Origin of the sequence: Streptomyces sp. DH41 (assembly GCF_029813785.1) — a bacterium.
Classification (GTDB): Bacteria; Actinomycetota; Actinomycetes; order Streptomycetales; family Streptomycetaceae; genus Streptomyces.
On record NZ_JARVKY010000020.1, the window covers coordinates 136,810 to 160,185 of the forward strand.

General features: G+C 72.7%; 21 protein-coding genes. 11 read left to right on the forward strand and 10 right to left on the reverse strand.

Annotated features, from left to right (window positions below; translation table 11 throughout):
* Positions 1-102: 102 nt before the first annotated feature.
* Positions 103-948 carry a (2Fe-2S)-binding protein gene (locus QC283_RS28610; protein ID WP_279564596.1) on the reverse strand — a complete coding sequence of 282 codons (846 nt, stop codon included), beginning with the start codon at positions 946-948 and terminating at the stop codon, positions 103-105.
* A gap of 167 nt (positions 949-1,115) precedes the next feature.
* Between QC283_RS28610 and QC283_RS28615 the strand changes: the two genes are divergently transcribed.
* Positions 1,116-2,003 carry a GntR family transcriptional regulator gene (locus QC283_RS28615; RefSeq protein ID WP_443032706.1) on the forward strand — a complete coding sequence of 296 codons (888 nt, stop codon included), beginning with the start codon at positions 1,116-1,118 and terminating at the stop codon, positions 2,001-2,003.
* 57 nt (positions 2,004-2,060) lie between these two features.
* Here the strand turns inward: QC283_RS28615 and secD are convergent, their stop codons facing one another.
* The 4 genes from secD to QC283_RS28635 form a co-directional block, all read right to left on the reverse strand.
* Positions 2,061-4,484: a protein translocase subunit SecD gene (gene secD, locus QC283_RS28620; protein ID WP_279564597.1), complete on the reverse strand. Its 2,424-nt coding sequence runs from the start codon at positions 4,482-4,484 to the stop codon at positions 2,061-2,063.
* Positions 4,485-4,564: 80 nt separating this feature from the next.
* Positions 4,565-4,993 (reverse strand): hypothetical protein, encoded by a 429-nt coding sequence (locus QC283_RS28625; protein ID WP_279564598.1) that lies wholly within the window; start codon positions 4,991-4,993, stop codon positions 4,565-4,567.
* Between the two features lie 177 nt (positions 4,994-5,170).
* Positions 5,171-5,914 (reverse strand): response regulator transcription factor, encoded by a 744-nt coding sequence (locus QC283_RS28630; RefSeq protein WP_279564599.1) that lies wholly within the window; start codon positions 5,912-5,914, stop codon positions 5,171-5,173.
* A gap of 2 nt (positions 5,915-5,916) precedes the next feature.
* On the reverse strand, positions 5,917-6,870 hold the full coding sequence (locus QC283_RS28635; RefSeq protein WP_279564636.1) for a HAMP domain-containing sensor histidine kinase: 954 nt from the start codon (positions 6,868-6,870) through the stop codon (positions 5,917-5,919).
* A gap of 360 nt (positions 6,871-7,230) precedes the next feature.
* On the opposite strand from QC283_RS28635, the gene QC283_RS28640 reads away from it, so the two are divergent.
* From QC283_RS28640 to QC283_RS28655, 4 genes are all read left to right on the forward strand, one after another.
* Positions 7,231-7,557 carry a TraR/DksA family transcriptional regulator gene (locus tag QC283_RS28640; RefSeq protein WP_279564600.1) on the forward strand — a complete coding sequence of 109 codons (327 nt, stop codon included), beginning with the start codon at positions 7,231-7,233 and terminating at the stop codon, positions 7,555-7,557.
* A gap of 55 nt (positions 7,558-7,612) precedes the next feature.
* A complete protein-coding gene (locus tag QC283_RS28645; protein ID WP_279564637.1) occupies positions 7,613-8,002 on the forward strand; it encodes a TraR/DksA family transcriptional regulator in 390 nt (129 codons plus the stop codon).
* Complete coding sequence (locus QC283_RS28650) at positions 7,999-8,823, forward strand: rod shape-determining protein (RefSeq protein WP_279564601.1); 825 nt, start codon at positions 7,999-8,001, stop codon at positions 8,821-8,823. Before QC283_RS28645 ends, QC283_RS28650 begins: the two co-directional genes overlap by 4 nt.
* 377 nt (positions 8,824-9,200) lie before the next feature.
* Positions 9,201-9,839: an Rv1733c family protein gene (locus tag QC283_RS28655; protein ID WP_279564602.1), complete on the forward strand. Its 639-nt coding sequence runs from the start codon at positions 9,201-9,203 to the stop codon at positions 9,837-9,839.
* A gap of 195 nt (positions 9,840-10,034) precedes the next feature.
* On the opposite strand, the gene QC283_RS28660 is transcribed toward QC283_RS28655, so the two are convergent.
* Positions 10,035-10,823, reverse strand: coding sequence for a hypothetical protein (locus QC283_RS28660; RefSeq protein ID WP_279564603.1), 789 nt, complete (start codon positions 10,821-10,823; stop codon positions 10,035-10,037).
* Between the two features lie 161 nt (positions 10,824-10,984).
* The gene (locus QC283_RS28665) at positions 10,985-12,727 is read right to left on the reverse strand and encodes a PucR family transcriptional regulator (protein ID WP_279564604.1); all 1,743 of its coding nucleotides are present in this window, start codon (positions 12,725-12,727) and stop codon (positions 10,985-10,987) included.
* Positions 12,728-13,014: 287 nt separating this feature from the next.
* Here QC283_RS28665 and QC283_RS28670 point away from each other — a divergent pair, with 287 nt between their 5' ends.
* From QC283_RS28670 to QC283_RS28690, 5 genes are all read left to right on the forward strand, one after another.
* Positions 13,015-13,905: an FAD binding domain-containing protein gene (locus QC283_RS28670; protein WP_279564605.1), complete on the forward strand. Its 891-nt coding sequence runs from the start codon at positions 13,015-13,017 to the stop codon at positions 13,903-13,905.
* Entirely contained in the window at positions 13,905-14,513 is a 609-nt protein-coding gene (locus QC283_RS28675; protein ID WP_279564606.1) for a (2Fe-2S)-binding protein, read from the forward strand. Before QC283_RS28670 ends, QC283_RS28675 begins: the two co-directional genes overlap by 1 nt.
* 2 nt (positions 14,514-14,515) lie before the next feature.
* Positions 14,516-16,900, forward strand: coding sequence for a xanthine dehydrogenase family protein molybdopterin-binding subunit (locus QC283_RS28680; protein ID WP_279564607.1), 2,385 nt, complete (start codon positions 14,516-14,518; stop codon positions 16,898-16,900).
* Positions 16,901-17,100: 200 nt separating this feature from the next.
* Positions 17,101-18,558: an NCS2 family permease gene (locus tag QC283_RS28685; RefSeq protein ID WP_279564608.1), complete on the forward strand. Its 1,458-nt coding sequence runs from the start codon at positions 17,101-17,103 to the stop codon at positions 18,556-18,558.
* A gap of 52 nt (positions 18,559-18,610) precedes the next feature.
* Complete coding sequence (locus QC283_RS28690) at positions 18,611-19,762, forward strand: XdhC family protein (protein ID WP_279564609.1); 1,152 nt, start codon at positions 18,611-18,613, stop codon at positions 19,760-19,762.
* 105 nt (positions 19,763-19,867) lie between these two features.
* Here the strand turns inward: QC283_RS28690 and QC283_RS28695 are convergent, their stop codons facing one another.
* The 3 genes from QC283_RS28695 to QC283_RS28705 all read right to left on the reverse strand — a co-directional run bounded on the left by QC283_RS28695 (position 19,868) and on the right by QC283_RS28705 (position 22,109).
* Positions 19,868-20,755 (reverse strand): endonuclease/exonuclease/phosphatase family protein, encoded by an 888-nt coding sequence (locus QC283_RS28695; RefSeq protein ID WP_279564610.1) that lies wholly within the window; start codon positions 20,753-20,755, stop codon positions 19,868-19,870.
* A gap of 85 nt (positions 20,756-20,840) precedes the next feature.
* A complete protein-coding gene (locus tag QC283_RS28700; protein ID WP_279564611.1) occupies positions 20,841-21,281 on the reverse strand; it encodes an SRPBCC family protein in 441 nt (146 codons plus the stop codon).
* 42 nt (positions 21,282-21,323) lie between these two features.
* Positions 21,324-22,109: a polysaccharide deacetylase family protein gene (locus tag QC283_RS28705; protein WP_279564612.1), complete on the reverse strand. Its 786-nt coding sequence runs from the start codon at positions 22,107-22,109 to the stop codon at positions 21,324-21,326.
* 129 nt (positions 22,110-22,238) lie between these two features.
* Between QC283_RS28705 and QC283_RS28710 the strand changes: the two genes are divergently transcribed.
* On the forward strand, positions 22,239-23,216 hold the full coding sequence (locus QC283_RS28710) for a UDP-glucuronic acid decarboxylase family protein (protein WP_398011986.1): 978 nt from the start codon (positions 22,239-22,241) through the stop codon (positions 23,214-23,216).
* Positions 23,217-23,376 lie beyond the last annotated feature (160 nt).

Below are 23,376 nucleotides of genomic sequence, written 5' to 3' on the forward strand. Positions count from 1 at the left end.
TCTCCAGGGCGGTGTTCTACTCGAACTACCGTGTGAGGGGTGGAAGTTGAGTTCGAACAGGACAGTCCGTGCGAGTGTGCGTGCGAGCGCGTCCGGGAGGGGTCAGCTCGCCGTGGCGAGCATCTTGTCGACGCGGTCCGCGTCGCAGGTGCGCGGGCAGGTGGCGCAGGTGTCCTCGGGGCGCAGCGTGTAGAACATGCAGCAGCTCGCCCGGTCCCGGGTGTGCAGCGGTTCGCCGTCCGGCCCCTTCAGCTCCCGGAACGCGGCATCGCCGACGTACGGCTTGGTCGCGCCCGGCAGCAGCAACTCCAGCTCGTGCCGGGCCCGCTCCTGCTCGCCGAGCAGATGGGCGACGTACCACAGGCCCTCGACGACCTCGTCGGTCGCCATGCCCCACAGGGCGCGTCCGCGTCGCCGCATGCGCGGTCCGAATCCCGCCAGTACGGGCTCCAGGTGTTCGGCGACGGCGGCCCGCACCTCGGTGCGCAGTGCCTCCTCGTCGGCGACCACGCGGGCGCCGGGCAGCGCGGCGGCCGGATCTCCGGGCAGGCAGGCGAAGCCGGCCGGTCGCACGGCCATGCGGCCGAGGGGGAGGCCGGTGGCGGAACGGTCGTAGGCGACGTGGGTGGCGGGGTAGCGGGGCACCCTGCGGTGCAGGAACCAGGGCACGGTGATCAGCAGGCAGGCCGGCCACGCGTACCGGTGCAGTCCGAAGCTCGCGACCACGTCCGGCCGGGCCCGCTGCCCGTAGTCCCGCAGGACCTGGGCGTCGTCCCACGCCAGGAACGTCTCGAGCTCGGCATCGCCCGCCGCGAGCGAGGCGGCGCCGACCCATCCGCCGCCGCGCGGGACCTCGCCGGCCGCGTCCAGCTCGGTGACACCCAGTCCCGGGAGGACCTCGGACAGACGCGCGTAGGCGTCCGTGAAGGCCGAGCGGGTGACAGGCATGCGGGACCACCGATCCACGTCAGGACAACGGGCAGTTTCAGGTAAGCCTTACCTTACCGAAGATCCTTGGGATTTGAACTGACGGCCTGTGCCCTTATGGTGCTTGACGGACAGGTGACAAGCCGCCGTAATGACCCCAAGTACCGACACGTCCCACAGGAGGACCCGTGAAGCCGAGCGCGCAGGGTCCCACTGGGACGGGGACCGGACGGTTCCGTACCGGCGACGCGGCCGATCCGGCCGCCTCCGTGCGGGTCCCGGCCCAGCCCCGTGCCGCGGACCGGGGCCGAGACCGTGACCGGGACCGGGATCGAGACCAGGGCCGGGATCGAGACCGGGACCGGGACCGGGCACACAGCGCTGGTGGACCGGCCGGGGCCGCGCGGGGCGAGCACACGCACAGCGAGCCTCCCGCGCCCCGCCCGCGCGCCCTGGTCCGGCGCTCCTCCGTGCGCGGGCAGGTCCTCGACGCCCTGCGCACCGCACTGGTGGCCGGCGAGCTGCGGCCCGGCGAGGTCTACTCGGCGCCCGCACTCGGCGAGCGGTTCGGTGTCTCGGCCACGCCCGTACGGGAGGCCATGCAGCAGCTCGCCCTGGAGGGGGCCGTCGAGGTCGTCCTCAACCGCGGTTTCCGCGTCGTCGAGCGCGGTGACCGGGAACTGGCCGAGCTCGCCGAGGTCCGGGCCCTGATCGAGGTCCCGGTGATGTTGCGGCTGGCCCGTACGGTGCCCGCCGAGCGCTGGGCGGAGCTGCGCCCCCTCGCGGAGGCCACCGTCCGGGCCGCGTCGTCCGGCTGCCCGGCGACGTACGCCGAGGCCGACCGCGCCTTCCACCGCGCGGTGCTCGGCCTGGCCGGCAACGACCAGCTCGTCCGGATCGCCGGTGACCTGCACCGCCGCGCCCAGTGGCCGCCGGCCGGCGCCCCCTCGGTGCGGGGGCGGGCCGACCTGATCGCCGACGCGCACGAACACACGGCACTGCTGGACGCGCTGATCGCCGGCGATCCGGACGTGGTGCGGAGCCTGGTGGGGGAGCACTTCACCGGGGCGCCCTGAGCACGGGCGCCCCGGGTGGGGCCTCCGCCCCGGGTGGGGCCTCGCGGGGGTGACTCGCTACAGCGCCTCCTGCCGTTCCGTGCGGCTCGCCGGCACCTCCTTCTCCGTTTTCTCCGTCTTCTCCTTCTTCTCCGCGTTCCGGCCCTTGCGACGCGCGGGGCGGGTCCCGCTGCCGCGGTCGTACATCTCGATGGCCAGCGGAGAGGCGGTGAACACCGAGGAGTACGTGCCGACCCCCACACCGATCAGCAGGGCGAGGGCGAAGTCGGTGAGCGAGTCGTCGGCGAGGACGGCCAGTGAGGCGAGGATGAGCACCGCGCCCATACCGGTGTTGACCGTGCGCGGCAGGGTCTGCAGGATCGCCTGGTTCGTGAGCCGGGCGAACGACTGCTTCCGGTCCTTGCCGCCGAGCAGTTCCCGGATGCGGTCGAAGAGGACCACCGAGTCGTTGACCGAGTAGCCGATCACGGTCAGCAGCGCGGCCAGGAACACCCCGTCGATCGGCTTGCCCAGCCAGGCGAACACACCGACCAGGATGACCACGTCGTGGGCGAGCGCGCCGACCGCGGCGGTGCCGAACAGCAACCGGAAACGGACGGCGAGGTACATCAACTGGGCGGCCAGGGCCAAGCCCAGCGCGATCAGGGCGTCCGTCCGCAGCTCCTCGCCCAGACTGGGGCCGATCAGCTCGTCGCGGACCTTCTCCGTCTCGCCGCCCAGCTCGCCGATGGTCTTGGTGACGGTGTCGGCCTCGGTGTTGGTCAGCTCCTCCGTGCGCACCGAGAGGTCGCTGTCACCGGAGGACTGGACGACGGCGCGGGGGAAGCCCGCGTCGGCGAGGGCGTCCCGTGCCCGGTCGGCGTCGACCTGGGTCGCCGTCGAGTACTCGAGGAGCCGTCCGCCGGTGAACTCGATGCCGAAGTTGAGGCCGCGGACCAGGATGCCGGAGCCGGCCACCACGAGGACGATCGCGGAGGCGGCCAGCCAGCGGCGCGGCCGGCGCATCAGGAACGGGTCGCGGCGCAGCAGGGCGTCGCGGACCGGGCCGGTGGTGGAGATGCCGGTGATGTGCGGGCGGCGGAAGACCGCCGGGCGGCTCGCGGCGAACTCGGCCAGCACCCGGGTGATCACCAGGGCGCTGACCATGGAGGCCAGGACACCGATGCCCAGGGTGACGCCGAAGCCCTTGACCGGACCGGAGGCCAGGAAGAACAGCAGCGCGGCGGCGATCAGCGTGGTGATGTTGGAGTCGGCGATCGCGCTGAAGGCACTGCGGAAACCGGCGGTCAGCGACGAGCGCGTGCTCGGGCGGGTACGGGAGGCCTGCTCCTCGCGGGCGCGTTCGAACACAAGGACGTTGGCGTCCACCGCCATGCCGATGGCCAGGACGAAGCCGGCCAGGCCGGGCAGGGTCAGGGTGGCGCCGATCGCGGCCAGGGCGGCGTAGGAGATCAGGCCGTAGCAGAGCAGGGCCACGGTCGCGAGGGCACCCATGAGCCGGTAGACGAAGATGATGAACAGCCCGGTCAGCGCGGTACCGATGACGGCGGCCAGGGCACCGGCCGAGATGGCCTCGTCGCCCAGGGTGGCGCCGATGGTGCGCTGCTCGATGGTCTCGACCGGTACGGGCAGGGCGCCGCCCTTGATCAGCAGGGCCAGGTCGCGGGCCTCGGCGTCGTCGAAGGAGCCGGTGATCTGGGTGGACCCGCCGGCGATGCCCGCCCCGCAGGATACGGACGGGTCGACCTGCGGCGAGGAGATGATCTTGTTGTCGAGCACGATGGCGACCCGGCGCTGCGGATCGCCGGCCGGGTGGCAGGCGGCTTCGCCGGTCACCTTGGCCCAGCGGTCACTGCCCGCGTCCTTGAAGTCGACGGTGACGAGCCACCCGGCTCCGCCCTGCTGGTCGAAGAGGGCGTCGGCACCCTTGACGTCCTGCCCGGTCAGCGAGGCCTCCTTGAGCCGGAGCGACATCCCCGACTCGTCCGGCAGCACGCGCTCGCCGTCCGTCCCGGACGGGGCCTTGGCGCCGTCAGTCCCGGCGCCGTCAGTCTTCGTGTCGTCCTTCGTCGCGGCCTCGCCCTCGGTCTCGCCCTCCGCCTCGGCCGGGCCGAGCACCGAGTGGACGGTGAGCTGCGCGGTGCGGCCCAGTACGTCGGCCGCCTTCTTCGGGTCCTGTACGCCGGGCAGTTCGACGACGACGCGGTTGTCACCGGAGCGGACGATGGTCGGCTCGGCGACGCCGAGCGCGTCGATACGTCCGCGCAGTACCTCCACGGTGCGGTCGGTGGCCTCCCGGTCGGCCTTGGTGGTCTCGGTGGACTTGGTCTCCAGCACGATCTGTGTGCCGCCCCGCAGGTCGAGCCCGAGGCGGATCGGCATGGTCAGGGCGATGGCCACGGCCCCGGCCATCACGAGGAGGGCGACGAGCGCACGGCCCTTCAGGGAGTGGGCACGGGAGCGGGGACGGGAACGTTTCAACACGGGCCTCCGGCGGGCACGCCACGGCAGCGGCCCAGCGCGGCCGCGGCAAGGAAGGTGAAAGGACGTTGACGGGTGTCTCAGGTGCCGGAGGAGACGGGAGGAGCCCGCACGCGGTCGTGACTCGTGCGGCCGGGGGACACGGGAACGGAGCCGGACGGCGCCGCGGTCCGCCCGCGGGCGGCCGGGGCGGGGCCCGTGGAGCGCGTGGTGGTGGCGAGGCGGTCCGGGGCCGCCGGACGCTCACCGAGATGGTCGTGCCGGGACCTGGCCTGGGCGGCGCAGGCGGTGGCACAGCCGTCGTCGGCGTGGTACCCGGTGTCCGGGTGCGGGACGGTCGTCGCCGCGGGCACCGGGACCTGCCCCACGACGGCGACGGGTGCGCCCGCCGCCGCGGGTCCGGCCGGGACCAGCGCCAGCAGGACGGCCAGCAGTGCGGTGAGCGTCGCCGCCAGCCGGTGCCCCGTGGCGCGGACGGGCGTGGGGGCGGCGCGGCGTGCGGGGCGCATGCACCGTCCCCTTTCGTGGTGGGCGATCGGTCGGTCGGACTGTGTTGGCGGGCGGTGCGGGGCGGTGCGGAAGCCCGGGGCTCCGGCCGGGGAGTGGGCGGCCAGAGCCTCGGGCGGTTCGGGGGTGTCGGGACGCGCCCGGGGTCATCCGGGCTCATCCGGGTTCACCCGGACTCGTCAGGGTTCGATGAGTCCGGCCCGGATGGCGTAGCGGGTCAGTTCCAGGCGGTCGCGCAGGCCGAGTTTCTGGAGGAGGTTCGCCCGGTGCCGCTGGACGGTCTTGATGCTGATGAAGAGGATCTCGGCGATCTCCTTCGAGGAGTGGCCCTCGGCGACGAGCTTGAGTACCTCCTCCTCGCGGGGCGTGAGGATGTGGTCGGCGTTCTCCTCCCCGTGCCGTACCCGGTCGAGGTAGTTGCGGATCAGCGCCGTCACCGCGCCCGGGTAGAGGAAGGGCTCGTCGCGCATCGCGGCCCGGCAGGCCGCGACCAGGTCGCGGTCGGCTACGGACTTCAGCACGTAGCCGCAGGCCCCCGACTTCAACGCCTGGAACAGGTACTGCTCGTTGTCGTGCATCGTCAGCATCAGGATGCGCAGCCCCGGTTTCAGCGCGGCCAGCTCGCGGGCGGCCTGGAGGCCGGTCAGGCGGGGCATCGCGATGTCCAGGACCGCCAGGTCGACGGCGTGGGTCCGCGCCATCTCGATGGCCTCCGCGCCGTCACCGGCCTCGGCGACCACCTCGAGGTCCGGCTCCCGGTCGAGGATGAGCCGTACGCCGCGGCGTACCAGCGCGTGATCGTCGGCGAGCAGGATGCGGATCCTGGCCGGACCGGACGCGGGGGCCGCGGACGCGCCGGAGGCGGACGTGCCGGATGCGGACGTGCCGGACGCGGTCGGCTCGGGCAGGGACGGGTCGGACATGGTCAGGGCTGCTTCCTGGGGACGGGTGCGGTGAGCCGGATGCGGGTGCCGGCGCCGGGTGCCGAGGTGATGTCGAGAGCGGCCCCGATGAGCAGGGCCCGTTCGCGCATGCCGCGGATGCCGGCACCCTCGCACGCCGCCTCGATGCCGCGGCCGTCGTCGGCGATGGTGAGCGTCACCGCGCCGTCGGCGGGGGCGAGACCCACCTCCACTCGCTCGGCGTCCGCGTGGCGGGCCGCGTTGGTCAGGCTCTCCTGCGCGACACGGTAGAGGACCAGCTCGGTCTCGGGGTCCAGAGCGGGCAGATCGGCGTCGAAACGGCGCACCACCCGCAGCCCCGTGTGGGTGGCGAAGTCGTGGGTGAGCGAGGACAGCGCGCTGATCAGACCGAGATCGTCCAGGACACCGGGCCGAAGCCGGCGCACCAGGCGGCGGACCTCGTCCAGGCTCTCCCGGGTGATCTCCTGCGCCTGCTGCAACTCCTCGCGCAGCGGCTGGTCGGCGTCGTCCGCGGCACGCCCCAGCACCAGCAGGATCGCGGTCATGCTCTGCCCGACCTCGTCGTGCAGCTCCTGGGCGATGCGGCGCCGCTCCGCCTCCTGGGCGAGCAGGACGCGGGCGGTGCTCGTGGCCCGTTCGTGCTCCAGCCGGTCGAGCATGGCGTTGAAGGTGCGGATCAGCTCGGGGACCTCGCCGCCGCCGGACACCGGCAGCCGCTGGCCGGGGCGCAGCAGGTCGACGGTGGTCATCAGCTTCGTGAGCCGGTCCAGCGGCGACAGGCCCCAGCGCAGCAGGGCGCCGTTGGCGACCAGCATCACGCCCAGCCCGCCCACCAGGATGACGGCCTCGGTCAGCAGGACCGGTACGGAGACGGTCACCGGAGCCCACAGCAGCAGTGCCGTGGCGAAGCCCAGCACCACCGCGTTGAGCCCGAAGATCCGCCAGAACAGGGACACCGGGGGGTACGCCTCCTTCTGCGACGCGTCGACTGGTACGGCTCTACTGTCGGTCATCGCGCACCCTCGGTGGGAGCCGCGGCCTGGTTCGCGACAGAGCAAACGACCAGCCTGCCCCGTCCGGGCCTTGGCGGTCGATGGGTCCTGACCCCCATTTGTGGATCACGGCACACCCATATGGCCGCCACTCCGCGACGTCGCCGAGTGGATGCTCCGTCCCCGGGCAAATGGGGCCTGCGCCCGATGGGCTTCCTCCGGCGGCGCGGCCATGGTTGAGGCTGACCGGGTCCGTTCGGCCCGGCGCCAGTCATACCCGCAGGCCCTTCTGAGAAGCAGGCCCGGTTGAGAAGAGGAATCGCCGTGTCTCTCGACACCTCCCGCATCGAACCCCGCCCGGAACGCCTGACCGCTCACGAGGCACGCCAGCGCCTCGAGCACGCCCGCAACACCCGTATGACCCAGCTTCAGGCACTCGGGGAGAGCGGCCAGGCGGACGACCAGCTGATGTCCGCGCAGAAGGCGGCCATCGACCGGGTGCTCAAGGAGATCGAGGAGGCCTTTGCCCGTATCGACGACGGCACCTACGGCACCTGCCTGGGCTGTGGCAAGCCCGTCCCGGGGGAGCGCCTGGAGATCCTCCCCTACACGCGCTACTGCGTCGCCTGCCAGCGCCGCGCCGCCGCCTGACCACCGTCCGTCCAGTCTTCGTCTCCCGCCCTGCCCAAGGGGTGAAGTGGGTGAAGTGGTGAACAACCAGATCATCGGCGACCGCGACACGCTCCTGTCGCCTCTGTCGTCCCTGTCGCCCGAGGATCTCGCCGTGCTCCGGGACAACCTCCACGAGCAGCGGCTGTTCCGCGAGGAGCAGCTGCGGCAGATCGCGACCGACCCGTCCCGCGCCGACGAGCCGATCGAGCGGCGGTCCGCCGCGCGGACGGAGGTGCGGGTCAAGCTCGCGGCCTCCGCGCGCATGGTCCTCGCCGACGTGGAAGCGGCGCTGGAGCGCATGGCCGAGGGCCGTTACGGTGTCTGTCATCTGTGTCGGCGTCCCATCGACCGCGAGCGCCTGATGATCGTGCCGCAGGCCCGCTACTGCGCTCGCTGCCAGCAGGTGCGGGAGGCCGGACGATGACCGTGGTCCGCCGGCCCCGTGCCGTCCTCGGCCGGCACCGCCCGTGGCCCCTGTGCCGGCAGTGCACCGGCGTCGCCCTCGACATGGGCAGCGCCCGGACCCGCGCCTGGGTCGCCGGGCGCGGAATGATCCTCGACGTGCCGACGGTGACCTTCCCCGGCGTCGGCGCGGTGTACCCCATCCAGCGCGGCTCGATCGTCGACACCCAGGGCACGGCCCGGATGCTCGACCGGCTGCTCGGCCACCGCCTGCCCCGCTTCGCCCGTCCCCTGGTCGTGGTGACGGCGCCGGTGCTGGACGGGTTCGCCTACCGGGCCGAGGCCCGTACGGCCGTGGAGGTGCTGCGCCCGCGCAGTGTGCTGACCGTCCCCAGCGCGCGGGCCGTGGCCCTCGCGGCGGGCGCGGACCTGTCCCGGCCGTTGCTCGTGATGGACATCGGCGCGCATCTCACCGAGGTGGTGCTCCTGGTGGACGGCGCCGTCTTCGACGCGCGCCGCACCGCGCTGGGCACGGGGGACATCGACGAGTCCACCCCGGCCGCGCGGATCGGCGAGGCGGTGGCCGACATGACGACCTCGATGCTGCGGCAGGACGACACGTCCTTCACCGTCGACGCCCTGGGCCGGGGCCCGCTGCTCGCGGGCGGGGGCGCCCTGCGGCCCGAGATCACCTGCCGGCTCACCAACAGGCTGCACGTTCCCCTGCGTGCCGTGCCGGCCCCGCACACGGCCGCCCTGCGCGGCGCCGCCAAGCTGCTGGAAGCCGCGCACTCCCACCCGTCGACCACGGGCACGGACCCACCGGACGAACACCCGCACTGACCGGCTGCCGCCGTACGCGGTGCCGGACGTGGGGGGTGGGGAGGCCGGGTCCCGGCCCGTCCGTGAGGACCCACCCGGCACGCACTCACCCGGAGCGCACTCACCCGGCGTGCTCGCGCCCGCCCCCTTCACACACGGTCCCCGGCCGCACACACAGCCCCGGCCGCACACACGGTCCCGGCCGCTCGTGCGGTCTCGCCCGCGTATCGCGGCCCCGGAGCACCGGACGCGGCACCACGGTCCTGTCCACGCGCGCGGTGCGCCGGCCGTACCGCCCGCCCACCGTGACCCGAGCCCCACCCCGACCCGCCGGTCGCCGGCCGGGCCGGCATCGACGGTGCCGAACCGGCTGCCCCACCCTTGGAAGGAGGCACTCCGTGGCTGGTGAGATACCTCCGGCGCAGCCACCGCCCGCCGCTCCCGACCCCGGACGACATCCGCACCTCCTGCTGTGGCAGTGGCGGCGCAACCCGCTGCGGCGCCGTACCGACCGGCTGCAGGCGTGGGTCGCCCTCGGGCTGCTGCTCGCCGTGCTGGTGGGGGCCCCGGCGGCGATGTTCGCGGTCGGCGACGCCGCCCACCGCCACTACCGGGGCACCGCCGAGCACGAGTCCGAGACCCGGGACCACCGCCCCGCGGTCCTCATGTACGACGCCCCGCGCCACCCGGAGCCCGGGTCGGACGAGGCGAAGGAGACCCGGTACGCGGTCAAGGTGCGGTTCACCGGCCCGGACGGCCGGACGCGGACCGGGGAGACCGATGTCGAGCCGGGGCTGCCCGCGGAGAGCACCGTTCTCGTGTGGGTCGACGGGGCCGGGAAGATCACCGAACCACCCCTGACCGCGGAGCAGATCCGCAGCCGCACGATGGGCTGGGCGATCCTCGCCTTCCTGGGCGTCGTCCTCACCGGCCTCGCCGCGCACGCGGTCACCGGCCTCGTGCTGCGACGGCGCAACCTCGCCGGGTGGGACGCCGCCTGGGCCGCCACGGCCCCGCGCTGGAGCAGGTACCCATGACGGCGGCGGCGGCCGACGACGGCGGTGACCAGTGACGGCGGCGATGGCGGGGACGGCGTTGACCAGCGCCGGTTCGCGGCCGATGACGGCACCATCCTGGCAGCAGGCAGCAGGCAGCAGGCAGCAGGCAGCAGGCAGCAGGCAGCAGGCAGCAGGCAGCAGGCAGCAACCGGCGAGGCAGGCGGCAGCAGGCCGTCAGGCCGTCGCCGCGCCCGGCGCCGGCGGTGCCAGCTGCCGCGCCAGCCACGTCGGCACTCCGCCGAGCAGCCGGAACAGCCGCCGTGCCTCCTCCCGCAACCGCGACGCCTCGGGTTCGGCCTCCGCGTCCGCGAGCGACACCAGCGCCGGTGCCGTACCGACGAGGTATCCCAGCTCCTCGCGGATCCGCAGCGACTCGGCGAAACCGTGCCGCGCATCGGCCAACTCCCCCTCCCGCAGGGCGAGTCCCGCAAGATGCCGCCAGGTGAAGGACTGGAGTAGCGGGTCGGCGTGCGCGGTGGCTCCCGCGTGGGCCCGCCGGTACGCCGCCCGGGCGGCCTGCGGCGACCGGGTCAGGTTCTCCGCGAGCAGCCCGCGCCGGAAGTCCAGCAACGCCCGTCCCCCGGCCCCCGGCGGGATCAGCGCCGCCGCCCGGCCCAGCGCGGCCCGTGCCTCGTCGGCGCGGTCGCGCACCCCGTGCACGGTGGCGGCGTACGCGAGCTGCCCGCGTTCGCAGGCGGCGGCCCCGCGCTCGTCGTCGCTGTCGGCCAGCGCCTCCGCGGTGCGCAGCGCGTCCTCGGCCTGGGCCCATCCCTGCTCGGTGTACAGACACCGCTCCACCAGCAGCGCGGTGCGCTGCAACGCGGTGGCCGCGGTGACCGGCTCCAGCAGGGCCGCCGCGTCGGCCCAGCAGGCGCGCGAGCGCAACCGCCATACCGCGGTCTGGAGCGGATCGTCACCCTCGGTCGTTCCCCAACCAGAACCAGCCATGGCGGAATGCGCCACGTTGCCCTCCCCTTAGCACGCCATCGAGCTCTCGAGTGGTGGGCGCATCTCAGCACGGATCCGGCGGCCCGGCCAAGGGTATGGGTGAAATTTTTCACAAAGTCGTGGGACTTCCCGGCCCGAGGTTTGGAACCGCCCCGGGCCGGCGCACGCCCCGCGACTCAGCTCATCCGCAGTGCCAGGAAGAAATCCAGCTTGTCCTCGAGCCGCGACAGGTCACGCCCCGTCAACTGCTCGATCCGTCCGACGCGGTAGCGCAGTGTGTTGACGTGCAGGTGGAGCCGGTTCGCGCAGCGCGTCCAGGAGCCGTCGCAGTCGAGGAACGACTCCAGCGTCGGGATCAGTTCGGCGCGGTGGCGGCGGTCGTAGTCCCGCAGCGGGTCCAGCAGCCGGGCGGTGAAGGCCCGGCGGACGTCGTCGGGGACGAAGGGGAGCAGCAGGACGTGGGAGGCCAGTTCGTGGTGGCCCGCCGCGCACACCCGGCCGGGGCGCGCCGCGGCGACCCGCCGCGCGTGCCGTGCCTCCTCCAGCGCGCCGCGCAGCCCCTCCGCCGAGTGCACGGCCGCGCTGACCCCGAGCGTGACCCGCCCGTCGCCGTCCAGCCCCGCCGACAGCGGCTCCCGTACGGACTCCAGCAGCGCGTCCGCGAGGATGCCGGTCTCGGAGCCGTCGTGCTCGCTGGAGACCGCCGGCAGCGGTACGAGGGCGACGGCCTCGTCTCCGGTGTGCGCCACGGCGATGCGGTCGGACTGCTCGGGGCCCGCGGCCAGCGGGTCGACGAGTATCTCCTCCAGCAGGGTCTGGGCGACCGGACCGGTCTGCGCGGAGCCGTCCGAGCCGTCCGGTCCGCGGCCCGGTCCGCCGTCCGAGCCGTCCGCCCACTCGACGCGGGCGACGACGACCTGCCAGTGCGGGGCCGCGCCGAGGCCCGGCAGCAGTACCGGCGCCGCCACCCGCAGCCGGGCCGCGATCTCGGCGGGCGCGGCACCCGTCTGCACCAGTTCCAGGACCTCCTGCGCGAGCCGCCGCCGCACCGTGCGCGCCGCGTCCCGCCGGTCCCGCTCGACCGCGATCAGCTGCGTGACGCCGTACAGCAGGTCGAGCCGCTCCTCGGCCCACTCCCCGGCGTCCGCCTCCACGACCAGCAGCCAGTCGGACAGCACCGTCTCGCGCACGTCCCGGGCGGCCTGCGGGAGACGCCCCGCGCCGGGCACCGCCGAACGGTGCTCCGAGCCGCGCACCGGGAAGAGGCTGTACGTCGTCGCACCCAGGGTCGCCCGGTGCGGCGCGCGGCGTCCCGCGCGGGTGGCCGCGAGATGCTCCGCCGCCAGCTTCGCGCACACCTCGGCACTCAGCGCGGGACCCGAGTCCTTCGGGCCGGCGACCGGCCGCCCGGTCGGGGACAGCACCCAGGCCCGCAGGTCCAGGTCGGAACCGAGCAGGTCCAGGACCACGTCGGGGCCGCCGCCCGCCGGACCGGAGGTCATCATCCGGCGGTGCCGGTCCACCACGGCCGCGAGGTCCCCGGCCCGCTCGCCGGACACCTGGCGGACGACGTGCTCGGTGATGGTCGCGAAGGCCACCGACTCGTTCACCGCGAACAGCGGCAGCCGGTGCCGCGCGCACGCCGCCACCATGTCCTCGGGCACCCGCCCGAGCTCCGCCTCACCGGCGGCCAGCGCCGCCACCCCGGCCTGCACCAGGATCCGGACGAACGGCTCGGAGTCGGCGGCGTCCCGGCGCCAGGCCAGGCCGGTGAGCACCAGCTCCCCGCCCGAGAGGTAGCGGCTGGGGTCCCGCAGGTCGGTGGTCATCACGCCCCGCACGGAGCGATCCAGCTCGTCCTCGCCGCCGAGCAGCTTGAGGCCCAGCGCGTCGGTGTCCAGCAGTGCGCGCAGCCGCATTCTCGTCGCCGCCGTTCTTTGTCTCGAAGTGTTCCAGGTCACGCGGCTGTGTCGCCCGTTTCCGGAGGAAAGCGAGGAGGTCACTGAGGACCTCCTTTCATACGAATCTACAAGATGCCCGCGCTGGCCAGCCAACTCCTTCATGGTTTCTGCGACTGACCCTGGTGGAGCACCGGGCGGTGTACTGAGCCCACTCCACGTGAACAGCACTTGAACGAGCCGGGCCCGCCGCACACGGATTGGCTCAATCTGTACGCCCCACAAGTAGACGAAGAAGAGAGCCGGTCATGGACTTCCTTCGCCCCGCCAGCTGGGAGGAGGCGCTCGCCGCGAAGGCCGAGCACCCCACCGCTGTGCCGATCGCGGGTGGCACCGACGTGATGGTCGAGATCAACTTCGACCACCGTCGGCCCGAGTACCTCATGGACCTGAACCGCATCGGCGACCTGACCGAGTGGGAGGTCGGCGAGGACTCCGTACGGCTGGGCGCCTCCGTGCCGTACACGCGGATCATGGAGAGCCTGCGCACCGAACTCCCCGGTCTCGCCCTCGCCTCGCACACGGTCGCCTCCCCGCAGATCCGTAACCGCGGCGGCGTGGGCGGCAACCTCGGCACCGCCTCCCCGGCCGGCGACGCCCACCCGGCGCTGCTGGCCGCCGGCGCGGAGGTCGAGGCCGAGTCGGTGCGCGGCAGGCGCCTGATCCCGATCGACGACTTCTACACGGGCGTCAAGCGCAACGCGCTGGAGCCCGACGAGCTGATCCGCGCCGTGCACGTCAAGAAGGCCGACGGCCCGCAGCAGTTCTCCAAGGTCGGCACCCGCAACGCCATGGTCATCGCCGTGTGCGCCTTCGGCCTCGCCCTGCACCCCGAGACCCGCACGGTCCGCACCGGCATCGGTTCGGCCGCGCCCACCCCGGTCCGCGCCAAGGCGGCCGAGGAGTTCCTGAACGCGGCGCTCGAAGAGGGCGGCTTCTGGGACAACGGAAAGATCGTCACCCCGTCGGTCGCCAAGCAGTTCGCCGACCTGTGCTCGGCCGCCTGCAACCCGATCGACGACGTCCGGGGCACCGCGAGCTACCGCCGCCACGCGGTCGGCGTCATGGCCCGCCGGACACTCACCTGGACCTGGGAGTCGTACCGCGGCGCCCGCCACACCACGGAGGGAGCGGCGTAATGCGCGTCAACTTCACTGTCAACGGACGTCCGCAGGAAGCCGACGACGTGTGGGAGGGCGAGTCCCTGCTGTACGTGCTGCGCGAGCGGATGGGCCTGCCCGGCTCCAAGAACGCCTGCGAGCAGGGCGAGTGCGGCTCCTGCACGGTCCGCCTGGACGGCGTTCCGGTGTGCTCCTGTCTGGTCGCGGCCGGTCAGGCGCAGGGCCGCGAGGTGGTCACCGTCGAGGGCCTGGCCGACTTCGCCAAGGAGCGCGCCGAGAGCTGCGCCACCGGCGCCTGCGGCAGCGGCGGGAGCGGCGGCGCGGGCAAGGGCACCACGCTCGACGAGGCCAAGCGGTGGCAGGCCCGGGGCACCGACTCCCAGACCGGCGAGGGCACCGAACTGGCCCCGATCCAGCAGGCGTTCATCGACGCCGGCGCCGTCCAGTGCGGCTTCTGCACGCCCGGCCTGCTGGTCGCCGCCGACGAGATGCTGGAACGCAACCCGAACCCGACCGACGCGGACATCCGCGAGGCGCTGTCGGGCAACCTGTGCCGCTGCACGGGCTACGAGAAGATCATGGACGCGGTCCGCCTGGCCGCGGCCCGTCAGTCCGAGGGGGTCTGAGCATGGCTGCCACCGGCGCACCCACCAAAATCACCCAGGGTTCCCAGACCAAGGGCGGCATCGGCGAGTCCACGCTCCGGCCGGACGGCACCCTCAAGGTCACCGGCGAGTTCGCGTACTCGTCCGACATGTGGCACGAGGACATGCTCTGGGGCCAGATCCTGCGCTCCACCGTCGCGCACGCCGAGATCGTCTCCATCGACACCGGCGAGGCCCTCGCCATGGCCGGCGTCTACGCCGTCATGACGTACGACGACCTGCCCACCGAGGTCCGCAACTACGGCCTGGAGATCCAGGACACCCCGGTCCTCGCGCACGGCAAGGTACGCCACCACGGCGAACCGGTCGCGATCGTCGCCGCCGACCACCCGGAGACCGCGCGCCGCGCCGCCGCCAAGATCAAGGTGGAGTACCGGGAGCTGCCCGTCATCACCGACGAGGCCTCCGCGACCGCCCCCGACGCGATCCTCGTCCACGAGGGCCGCGACGACCACCACATCGGCCACGTCCCGCACCCCAACATCGTGCACCGCCAGCCGATCATCCGCGGCGACGCCGACGGGGCCGCCGCCCGCGCCGACGTGATCGTCAAGGGCGAGTACTACTTCGGCATGCAGGACCAGGCCTTCCTCGGCCCCGAGTCCGGCCTCGCGGTGCCGTCCGAGGACGGCGGCGTCGACCTCTACATCGCCACCCAGTGGCTGCACTCCGACCTCAAGCAGATCGCCCCGGTCCTCGGCCTGCCCGAGGACAAGGTGCGCATGACGCTGTCCGGCGTCGGTGGCGCGTTCGGCGGGCGCGAGGACCTGTCGATGCAGATCCACGCCTGCCTGCTGGCGATGCGCACCGGCAAGCCGGTCAAGATCGTCTACAACCGCTTCGAGTCCTTCTTCGGCCACGTCCACCGCCACCCGGCCCGGCTCTTCTACGAGCACGGCGCCACCAGCGACGGCAGGCTCACGCACCTGAAGTGCCGCATCGTCCTGGACGGCGGCGCCTACGCCTCCGCCTCCCCGGCGGTCGTCGGCAACGCGGCCTCCCTGGCCGTCGGCCCGTACGTGGTCGACGACGTGGACATCGAGGCCATCGCCCTCTACTCCAACAACCCGCCCTGCGGCGCGATGCGCGGCTTCGGCGCGGTCCAGGCGTGCTTCGCCTACGAGGCGCAGATGGACAAGGTGGCCAAGGAACTCGGCATGGACCCGGTGGAGTTCCGCCGGATCAACGCCATGGAGCAGGGCACCGTCATGCCCACCGGCCAGCCGGTCGACTCCCCGGCGCCGGTCGCCGAACTCCTGCGCCGCGTCAAGGCGATGCCGATGCCTCCCGAGCGCCAGTGGGAGTCCAGCGAGGGCGCCGACGTACGGCAGCTGCCCGGCGGCCTGTCCAACACCACGCACGGCGAGGGCGTCGTCCGCGGCGTCGGCTACGCGGTCGGCATCAAGAATGTCGGCTTCTCCGAGGGCTTCGACGACTACTCCACGGCCAGGGTCCGCATGGAGGTCGTCGGCGGCGAGCCGGTGGCCACCGTGCACACCGCCATGGCGGAGGTCGGCCAGGGCGGCGTCACCGTCCACGCGCAGATCGCCCGCACCGAGCTGGGCGTCACCCAGGTCACCATCCACCCGGCGGACACCCAGGTCGGCTCGGCCGGCTCCACCTCGGCCTCCCGGCAGACGTACGTCACCGGCGGCGCCGTGAAGAACGCCTGCGAGCTGGTCCGCGAGAAGGTCCTGGACATCGGCCGCCGCAAGTTCGGCTCCTACCACCCGGCCTGGGCCACCGCCGAACTCCTCCTGGAGGGCGGCAAGGTCGTCACCGACGGCGGCGAGGTCCTGTCCGACCTCGTGGACGTCCTGGAGGGCGAGGCCGTCGAGATCGAGGAGGAGTGGCGGCACCGGCCGACCGAGGCCTTCGACCTGCGCACCGGCCAGGGCAACGGCCACGTCCAGTACTCCTTCGCCGCGCACCGCGCCGTCGTCGAGGTCGACACCGAGCTGGGCCTGGTCAAGGTCATCGAGCTGGCCTGCGCCCAGGACGTCGGCAAGGCGCTCAACCCGCTCTCCGTCATCGGCCAGATCCAGGGCGGCACCATCCAGGGCATGGGCATCGCGGTGATGGAGGAGATCGTCGTCGACCCCAGGACCGCGAAGGTCAAGAACCCGTCCTTCACGGACTACCTGCTCCCCACCATCCTCGACACGCCGACCATCCCGGTCGACGTGCTCGAACTCGCCGACGACCACGCCCCGTACGGGCTGCGCGGCATCGGCGAGGCCCCCACCCTGTCGTCGACCCCGGCGGTCCTCGCGGCCATCAGGAACGCGACCGGGCTGGCGCTCGACCGCACGCCGGTACGACCGGAGCACTTGACCGGTACGGCGTGACAAGCCCTCCGGGCGGCGCACGGAACGTCACACACTCCGCGCCGCCCGGAGCACGACCCAAGCCCCGCTCCGCTCGCGGGGATTGAGGTACCACCACTCGCGTTCGTCTCGGGCCGTCCCCCGGGTCGTACTCATCCCAAATCCCGCGACCGCCCCGGCGGTCGACTCGGGTGCACCTATGAACCTTGGGAGACGGCCCCATGACCCAGCAGTCAGTGGAGCCCAAGACCACCGCCGAGGACGCGGGCGCGGGTTCCCGCGTCCCCGCCGGCCGGTCTTGGCTCGACCGGTACTTCCACATCACCCACCGAGGGTCCACCGTCGCGCGTGAGGTGCGCGGCGGCACCACCACCTTCATGGCGATGGCGTACATCGTCCTGCTCAACCCCGTGATCCTGTCCGGCAAGGACGCCGCGGGGGACACCCTGGGCCAGAAGGCCCTGATCACCGCGACGGCGCTCGCCGCGGCGGTCACCACGCTCCTGATGGGCTTCGTCGGCAAGGTGCCGCTCGCCCTGGCCGCCGGACTCTCGGTGTCCGGAGTGATCGCCGGACAGGTCGTCCCGCAGATGACCTGGCCGCAGGCCATGGGCATGTGTGTGATGTACGGCGTGGTGATCATGCTGCTCGTGGTCACCGGGCTCCGCGAGATGATCATGAACGCGATCCCGCTCGCCCTCAAGCACGGCATCACCATGGGCATCGGCCTGTTCATCGCCATCATCGGCCTGGTCAAGGGCGGTTTCGTCCACGCGGGCAAGGCGACCCCGCTCACCCTCGGACCCGCCGGCGAACTCGCGGGCTGGCCCGTCCTGCTCTTCGCGGGCACCCTGCTCCTGATCTTCATGCTCCAGGCGCGCGACATGCCCGGCGCGATCCTGATCGGCATCGTCACCGGCACGATCGTCGCCGCCGTGCTGAACGCCACCGGCGTCATCGACCCCAAGCAGTGGGCCAACGGCGCCCCCGAACTGCACGGCAGCGCCGTCTCCATGCCGGACTTCTCGCTCTTCGGCGACCTGGAGTTCGGCGGCTGGGGCGAGGTCGGCGCGATGACGGTCGGCATGATCGTCTTCACGCTGGTGCTGGCCGGGTTCTTCGACGCGATGGCCACCATCATCGGCGTCGGCACCGAGGCGAAGCTCGCCGACGACAAGGGCCGGATGCCGGGCCTGTCGAAGGCGCTGTTCGTCGACGGCGCCGGCGGCGCGATCGGCGGTGTGGCGGGCGGCTCCGGCCAGACCGTCTTCGTCGAGTCCGCGACCGGCGTCGGGGAAGGCGCCCGTACCGGACTCGCCTCGGTGGTCACCGGCCTGTTCTTCGCGGCCTGCCTCTTCTTCACGCCGATCACCGCGATCGTGCCGCAGGAAGTCGCCTCCGCCGCGCTGGTCGTCATCGGCGCGATGATGATGATGAACGCCCGGCACGTCGACTGGGCCGACCGGGCCACCGCGATCCCGGTCTTCCTGACCGTCGTGCTGATGCCGTTCACGTACTCCATCACGGCGGGTGTCGCCGCCGGCGTCATCTCCTATGTCGCCATCAAGGCCGCCCAGGGCAGGGCCAGGGAGATCGGCGCGTTCATGTGGGTCCTGACGGTGATCTTCATCGTCTACTTCGCCCTCAACCCGATCGAGAACTGGCTGGGCGTGCACTAGCCGCGGCCCCGGGAACCCCTTCCATATCACCGCGTCGTGAGGAGACCGACAGATGCTGGACATCGCCGAAGAGCTGAACCGGTGGGTCGAGCAGGGACGCGACTTCGCCGTGGCCACCGTCGTGGCCGTCAGCGGCAGCGCACCCCGCCGCCCCGGCGCCGCCCTCGCGGTGGACGCCGAGGGCACGGCGATCGGCTCGGTCTCCGGCGGCTGTGTGGAGGGGGCCGTGTACGAGCTGTGCCGGCAGGCGCTGGACGACGGCGAAACCGTCCTCGAGCGCTTCGGCTACAGCGACGAGGACGCCTTCGCCGTGGGCCTGACCTGCGGCGGGGTCATCGACATCCTCGTCACGCCGGTACGGGCGGATGATCCCGCCCGTCCGGCACTGGCCGCCGCGCTCGCCGCCGCCGCCCGGGGTGAGGCGGCGGCGGTGGCCCGCATCGTGAACGGCCCGGCGGAACTGACGGGCCGCGCGCTCGTCGTCCACCCGGACGGCACGTCCGAGGGCGGCTTCGGCGCGCACCCCGAACTGGACCGCACGGTGGCCGCCGAGGCGGGCGCCTTCCTGGACGCCGGCCGCACCGGCACCCTGGAGATCGGAGAGCAGGGTTCGCGTTGCGGAGCACCGCTCACACTTCTGGTCGAGTCCTCCGTCCCGGCACCCCGCATGATCGTCTTCGGCGCGATCGACTTCGCCTCGGCACTGGTCCGCGCCGGCAAGTTCCTCGGCTACCACGTGACGGTCTGTGACGCGCGCCCCGTCTTCGCGACGAAGGTCCGCTTCCCCGACGCGGACGACATCGTCGTCGAGTGGCCCCACGAGTACCTCGCACGCACCGAGGTCGACGCGCGCACGGTGCTGTGCGTCCTCACCCACGACGCCAAATTCGACGTACCGCTCCTCAAGCTCGCCCTGCGCCTGCCGGTGGCCTACGTCGGCGCGATGGGCTCCCGCCGCACCCACCTCGACCGCAACGCCCGGCTGCGCGAGGTCGGCGTGAGCGACCTGGAGCTGGCCCGCCTCAGGTCCCCCATCGGCCTCGACCTCGGCGCCCGCACCCCCGAGGAGACGGCCCTGTCCATCGCCGCCGAGATCATCGCGACCCGCCGCGGCGGCACGGGCGCCTCCCTGACCGGCGCCCACACCCCGATCCACCACGACGGCCCGTCGACACCGGCGGGGCGCATCGGGTCGGTGGCCTGAGCAGTGCCGACCCCTGCTTGACCTGCACCCTCCATGCTGGGCCTGCCCCCGCGTACACGGCGGCCCGACAAGCGGATGCGCGCTGACCAGTGACGGACCGCACCCCTACCTGGTCAGCGACACCTCCGCGACCACCGGCCGGTGGTCCGAGGCCACGGCCTCCGCCGGGACCGAGGCGCCGCGCACCCGCACGCCCTCGCCCACGGTCACGTAGTCGATCCGCTTCACGGGTGCCGGGGCCGGATACGTGCCGCCGGTGCCTGTTCCGGCGTCGCGCAGCTCCGCCCACAGCGGTCGCAGTTCGGGTGCGGCGGGCTCGGCGTTGAAGTCGCCCAGCAACACCTGCCGCGCACCCGGCAGCTCCGCCCGCTCCCGCGCCATGATCCGCCGGGTGTCGGCGACCTGCGCCACCCGCACCGCCGGGTCGGACCGGTAGTCGAGGTGCGTCACGAACACCTGCACCGGCACCCCGCGCACCTTGAGCGTCACCTCGCCGAAGCCGGGCGCGGGTGCCGGCACCGGGTTCTCGTCCTGCGTGGACAGGCGCGTGATCTCGTGATTCGTCTCGGAGCGGATGGGGAAGCGGGACAGCACCGCCACGCCGTACTCGCGCCGCGGGCTCCCGGCCTCCACGGGGTCGAGGCTGTAGATGGGGGCGAACGACACCCGCATGCCGAGCCGCCGCGCCAACTCCCCGGCGACGTCGAGGCCCTGACTGCGTGCACTCCAGTGCACGTCGACCTCCTGGAGGCCGATCACGTCCGCGTCGAGGGCGCGCAGCGCGGCGGCCTGCCGGTCGAGGTCGAAGACGCCGTTCGACCCGGTGCCGGCGTGGATGTTGTACGTGGCGATGCGCAGGGGGACCGCGTGCCCTCGTGTGTCGGAGGCGGAGGCGGAGGCGGAGGCGGAGGCGGACGAGGTCGTCGCCAGCGCCAGGCTCAACAGGGCGCCGGTCACGGACAGTTGGATGAAGGTGCGCGCTCTGACAGACATGTCGGCACGGTACGCGGGAAACGTCCGCCGCGAGGCGTACGACGCGATCCCGTCCGACTACCGTCCACCGTGCGCGACCGGAGGTTCACGGACGCCGCAGGAGCTGGTTGACCGCGCGGCCGAAGACGTACCGCCCCGCACGGCCCAGCGCGCCGTCGAAGAGGGGCGGGAGGAGGCGGACCCTCAGTTCCTCGCGCCACACGACGCGGGTGCGGCCGCCGGGGCCGGGGTGGACCTCCAGCTCGGCCCAGCCCCGGACCAGCCTGCCGCGTTTCTCCAGTCGGCACAGGCCGGGGGTGTCGTCGTGCGGTGGCTGCCAGACGGTCACCTCCATCGTGTCGTCGAAGGCGAGCGGGCCGGCGCCCGTGCGGGCCACGATCACCGTGCCCCGGCGCGTGGGCCCGGGGGTGGTGACGGCGACCCGGGTCAGCGGCACGGTGTCGCCGTGCCGCTGCCACGTGGTGAGCCGGCGCCAAGCCTCGTCCAGGGGGAGCGGGGCGGTGCGTTCGAGCGAGAAGGTGGCCACGGAACGATCGTAGGGAACCGGTCGGGTGACTGGGTGTAAGGCCTAGCGGTAGACCTTGCCGGGCTCGGCCTTGCCGGGGGCCAGCAGCTGGGGGACCGTCACGAGGACGTAGCCGCGCTTCTTGAGCGCGTCGATGATCCCGGGCACGGCGGGCACGGTGCCGTCGTAGATGTCGTGGAGCAGGATGATGCCGTCCCGGGACGACTGCTTCAGGACGCGCTCGGTGATCAGGTCGGAGTCGTTCGTCTGGTAGTCCTTGGCGGTCACGCTCCACAGCACCTCCGCCAGCCCCAGCTCGCGGGAGATCTCGTGCACCGTGTCGTCGGTGCGGCCCTGCGGCGGGCGCATCAGGGTGGGGCGCTGCCCGGTCAGGCGCTCTATCTCCTTGTTCGGGCGCTCCAGTTCCTCGCGTATCTCGTCCGGCTCGGCGTCCGTGAGGATCTTGTGCGTCCAGGTGTGGCTGGCCACCTCGTGGCCCTCGTCGGCCATGCGTCTGACCAGCTCGGGATAGGTGTCGATGTGTCGTTTGCCGAGCAGGAAGAAGGTCGCCGGGACCTTCTTCTCTTTGAGTATGTCGAGCAGCCGGGCGGAGTGCTCGCTGGGTCCGGCGTCGAAGGTCAGCGCGATGCACTTGACGCGGCCGCAGTCGACGGTGCCGAACCCGGCCGGTGCCTGGGCGCCCGCCGCGCCCCGGACGGAGCTGGGGGAGGTCGTCTCCAGCTTCGTACAGCCGCTCAGGGCCAGTGTCAGTGAGGCCGCGACCGCGAGTGCCGCGATCGCGCGCAACCTGGTCCCCGTTTTCGTCATCTTCCCGCTCAGCGAAGGCATGCGAGGACTATACATAGCGAGTATAGACACAGTTTATAGTGCCCTGTCGAGTAAGTGTTCGAGGTAGTGGGGGCGTTCGCCGGGTTACTCAGCCGACACGCAAGTGACGCTGAGAGTGAGGAGGACCCCGTGAGCGAGATCCCCGTGAGCGGACGCGGCTGGCGCCGGGCGCTGGTGACCGGCGGGGCCGGGTTCGTCGGCTCCCACCTGTGCGGCCGCCTGCTCGCCGCCGGCACGGACGTCGTGTGTCTGGACAACCTGGCCACCGGCTCCCACGGCAACGTGGCCGAACTGGAGCGGCACCGCGGCTTCCGGTTCGTCCGGGCCGACGCCACCGACCCGGCGGCCGTGCGCGGTCTGCCCGGCCGGTTCGACCTGGTCCTGCACTTCGCCTGTCCGGCCTCGCCCGCCGACTACCTCCGGCTGCCCCTGGAGACCCTCGACGTCGGCAGCACCGGCACCCGCAACGCCCTGGAGCGGGCCCGTGCCGACGGCGCGCGCTTCCTGCTCGCCTCCACCTCCGAGGTCTACGGCGACCCGCTGGAACACCCGCAGCGGGAGAGCTACTGGGGCAACGTCAACCCCATCGGCCCGCGCAGCGTCTACGACGAGTCCAAGCGCTTCGCCGAGGCCCTGGTCACCGCCCACCGCCAGGTGCACGGCACCGACGCCGCCATCGTCCGCATCTTCAACACGTACGGGCCCCGCATGCGCACCGGCGACGGCCGCGCCGTGCCCACCTTCATCGCGCAGGCACTGGACGGCATGCCCCTCACCGTCGCCGGCGACGGCGGCCAGACGCGCTCCCTGTGCTACGTCGACGACACCGTCGACGGCGTCCTGGCCCTCGCCGCGTCCGGCGAGAGCGGGCCGATGAACATCGGTGGCACCGACGAGATCACCATGCTGGAACTGGCCCGCCGCGTCGTCGAACTCACCGGCTCCGGCTCCCGCATCCGCTTCGTCGAACGCCCCGTCGACGACCCCGGCCGGCGCAAGCCCGACACCACCCTGGCCCGGGAGAGGCTCGACTGGCAGCCGCGGGTCGGCTGGAGCGAGGGGCTGGAGCGGACCATCGGCTGGTTCGCGCACGCCGTCGCGGCCTGACCAGCAGCGCGGACACTCATACCCGGCGAGGACACTCACATACGGTGACATGTCATGGCACGTCTGGAATTGAGTTGTCTCCAAGTGTTTGAGTCAGCCGCACCGCGGCACCCGCGAGCCCTGAGAAACGAGAGATTCCAGTAGTCGCCCGGGACGGAGC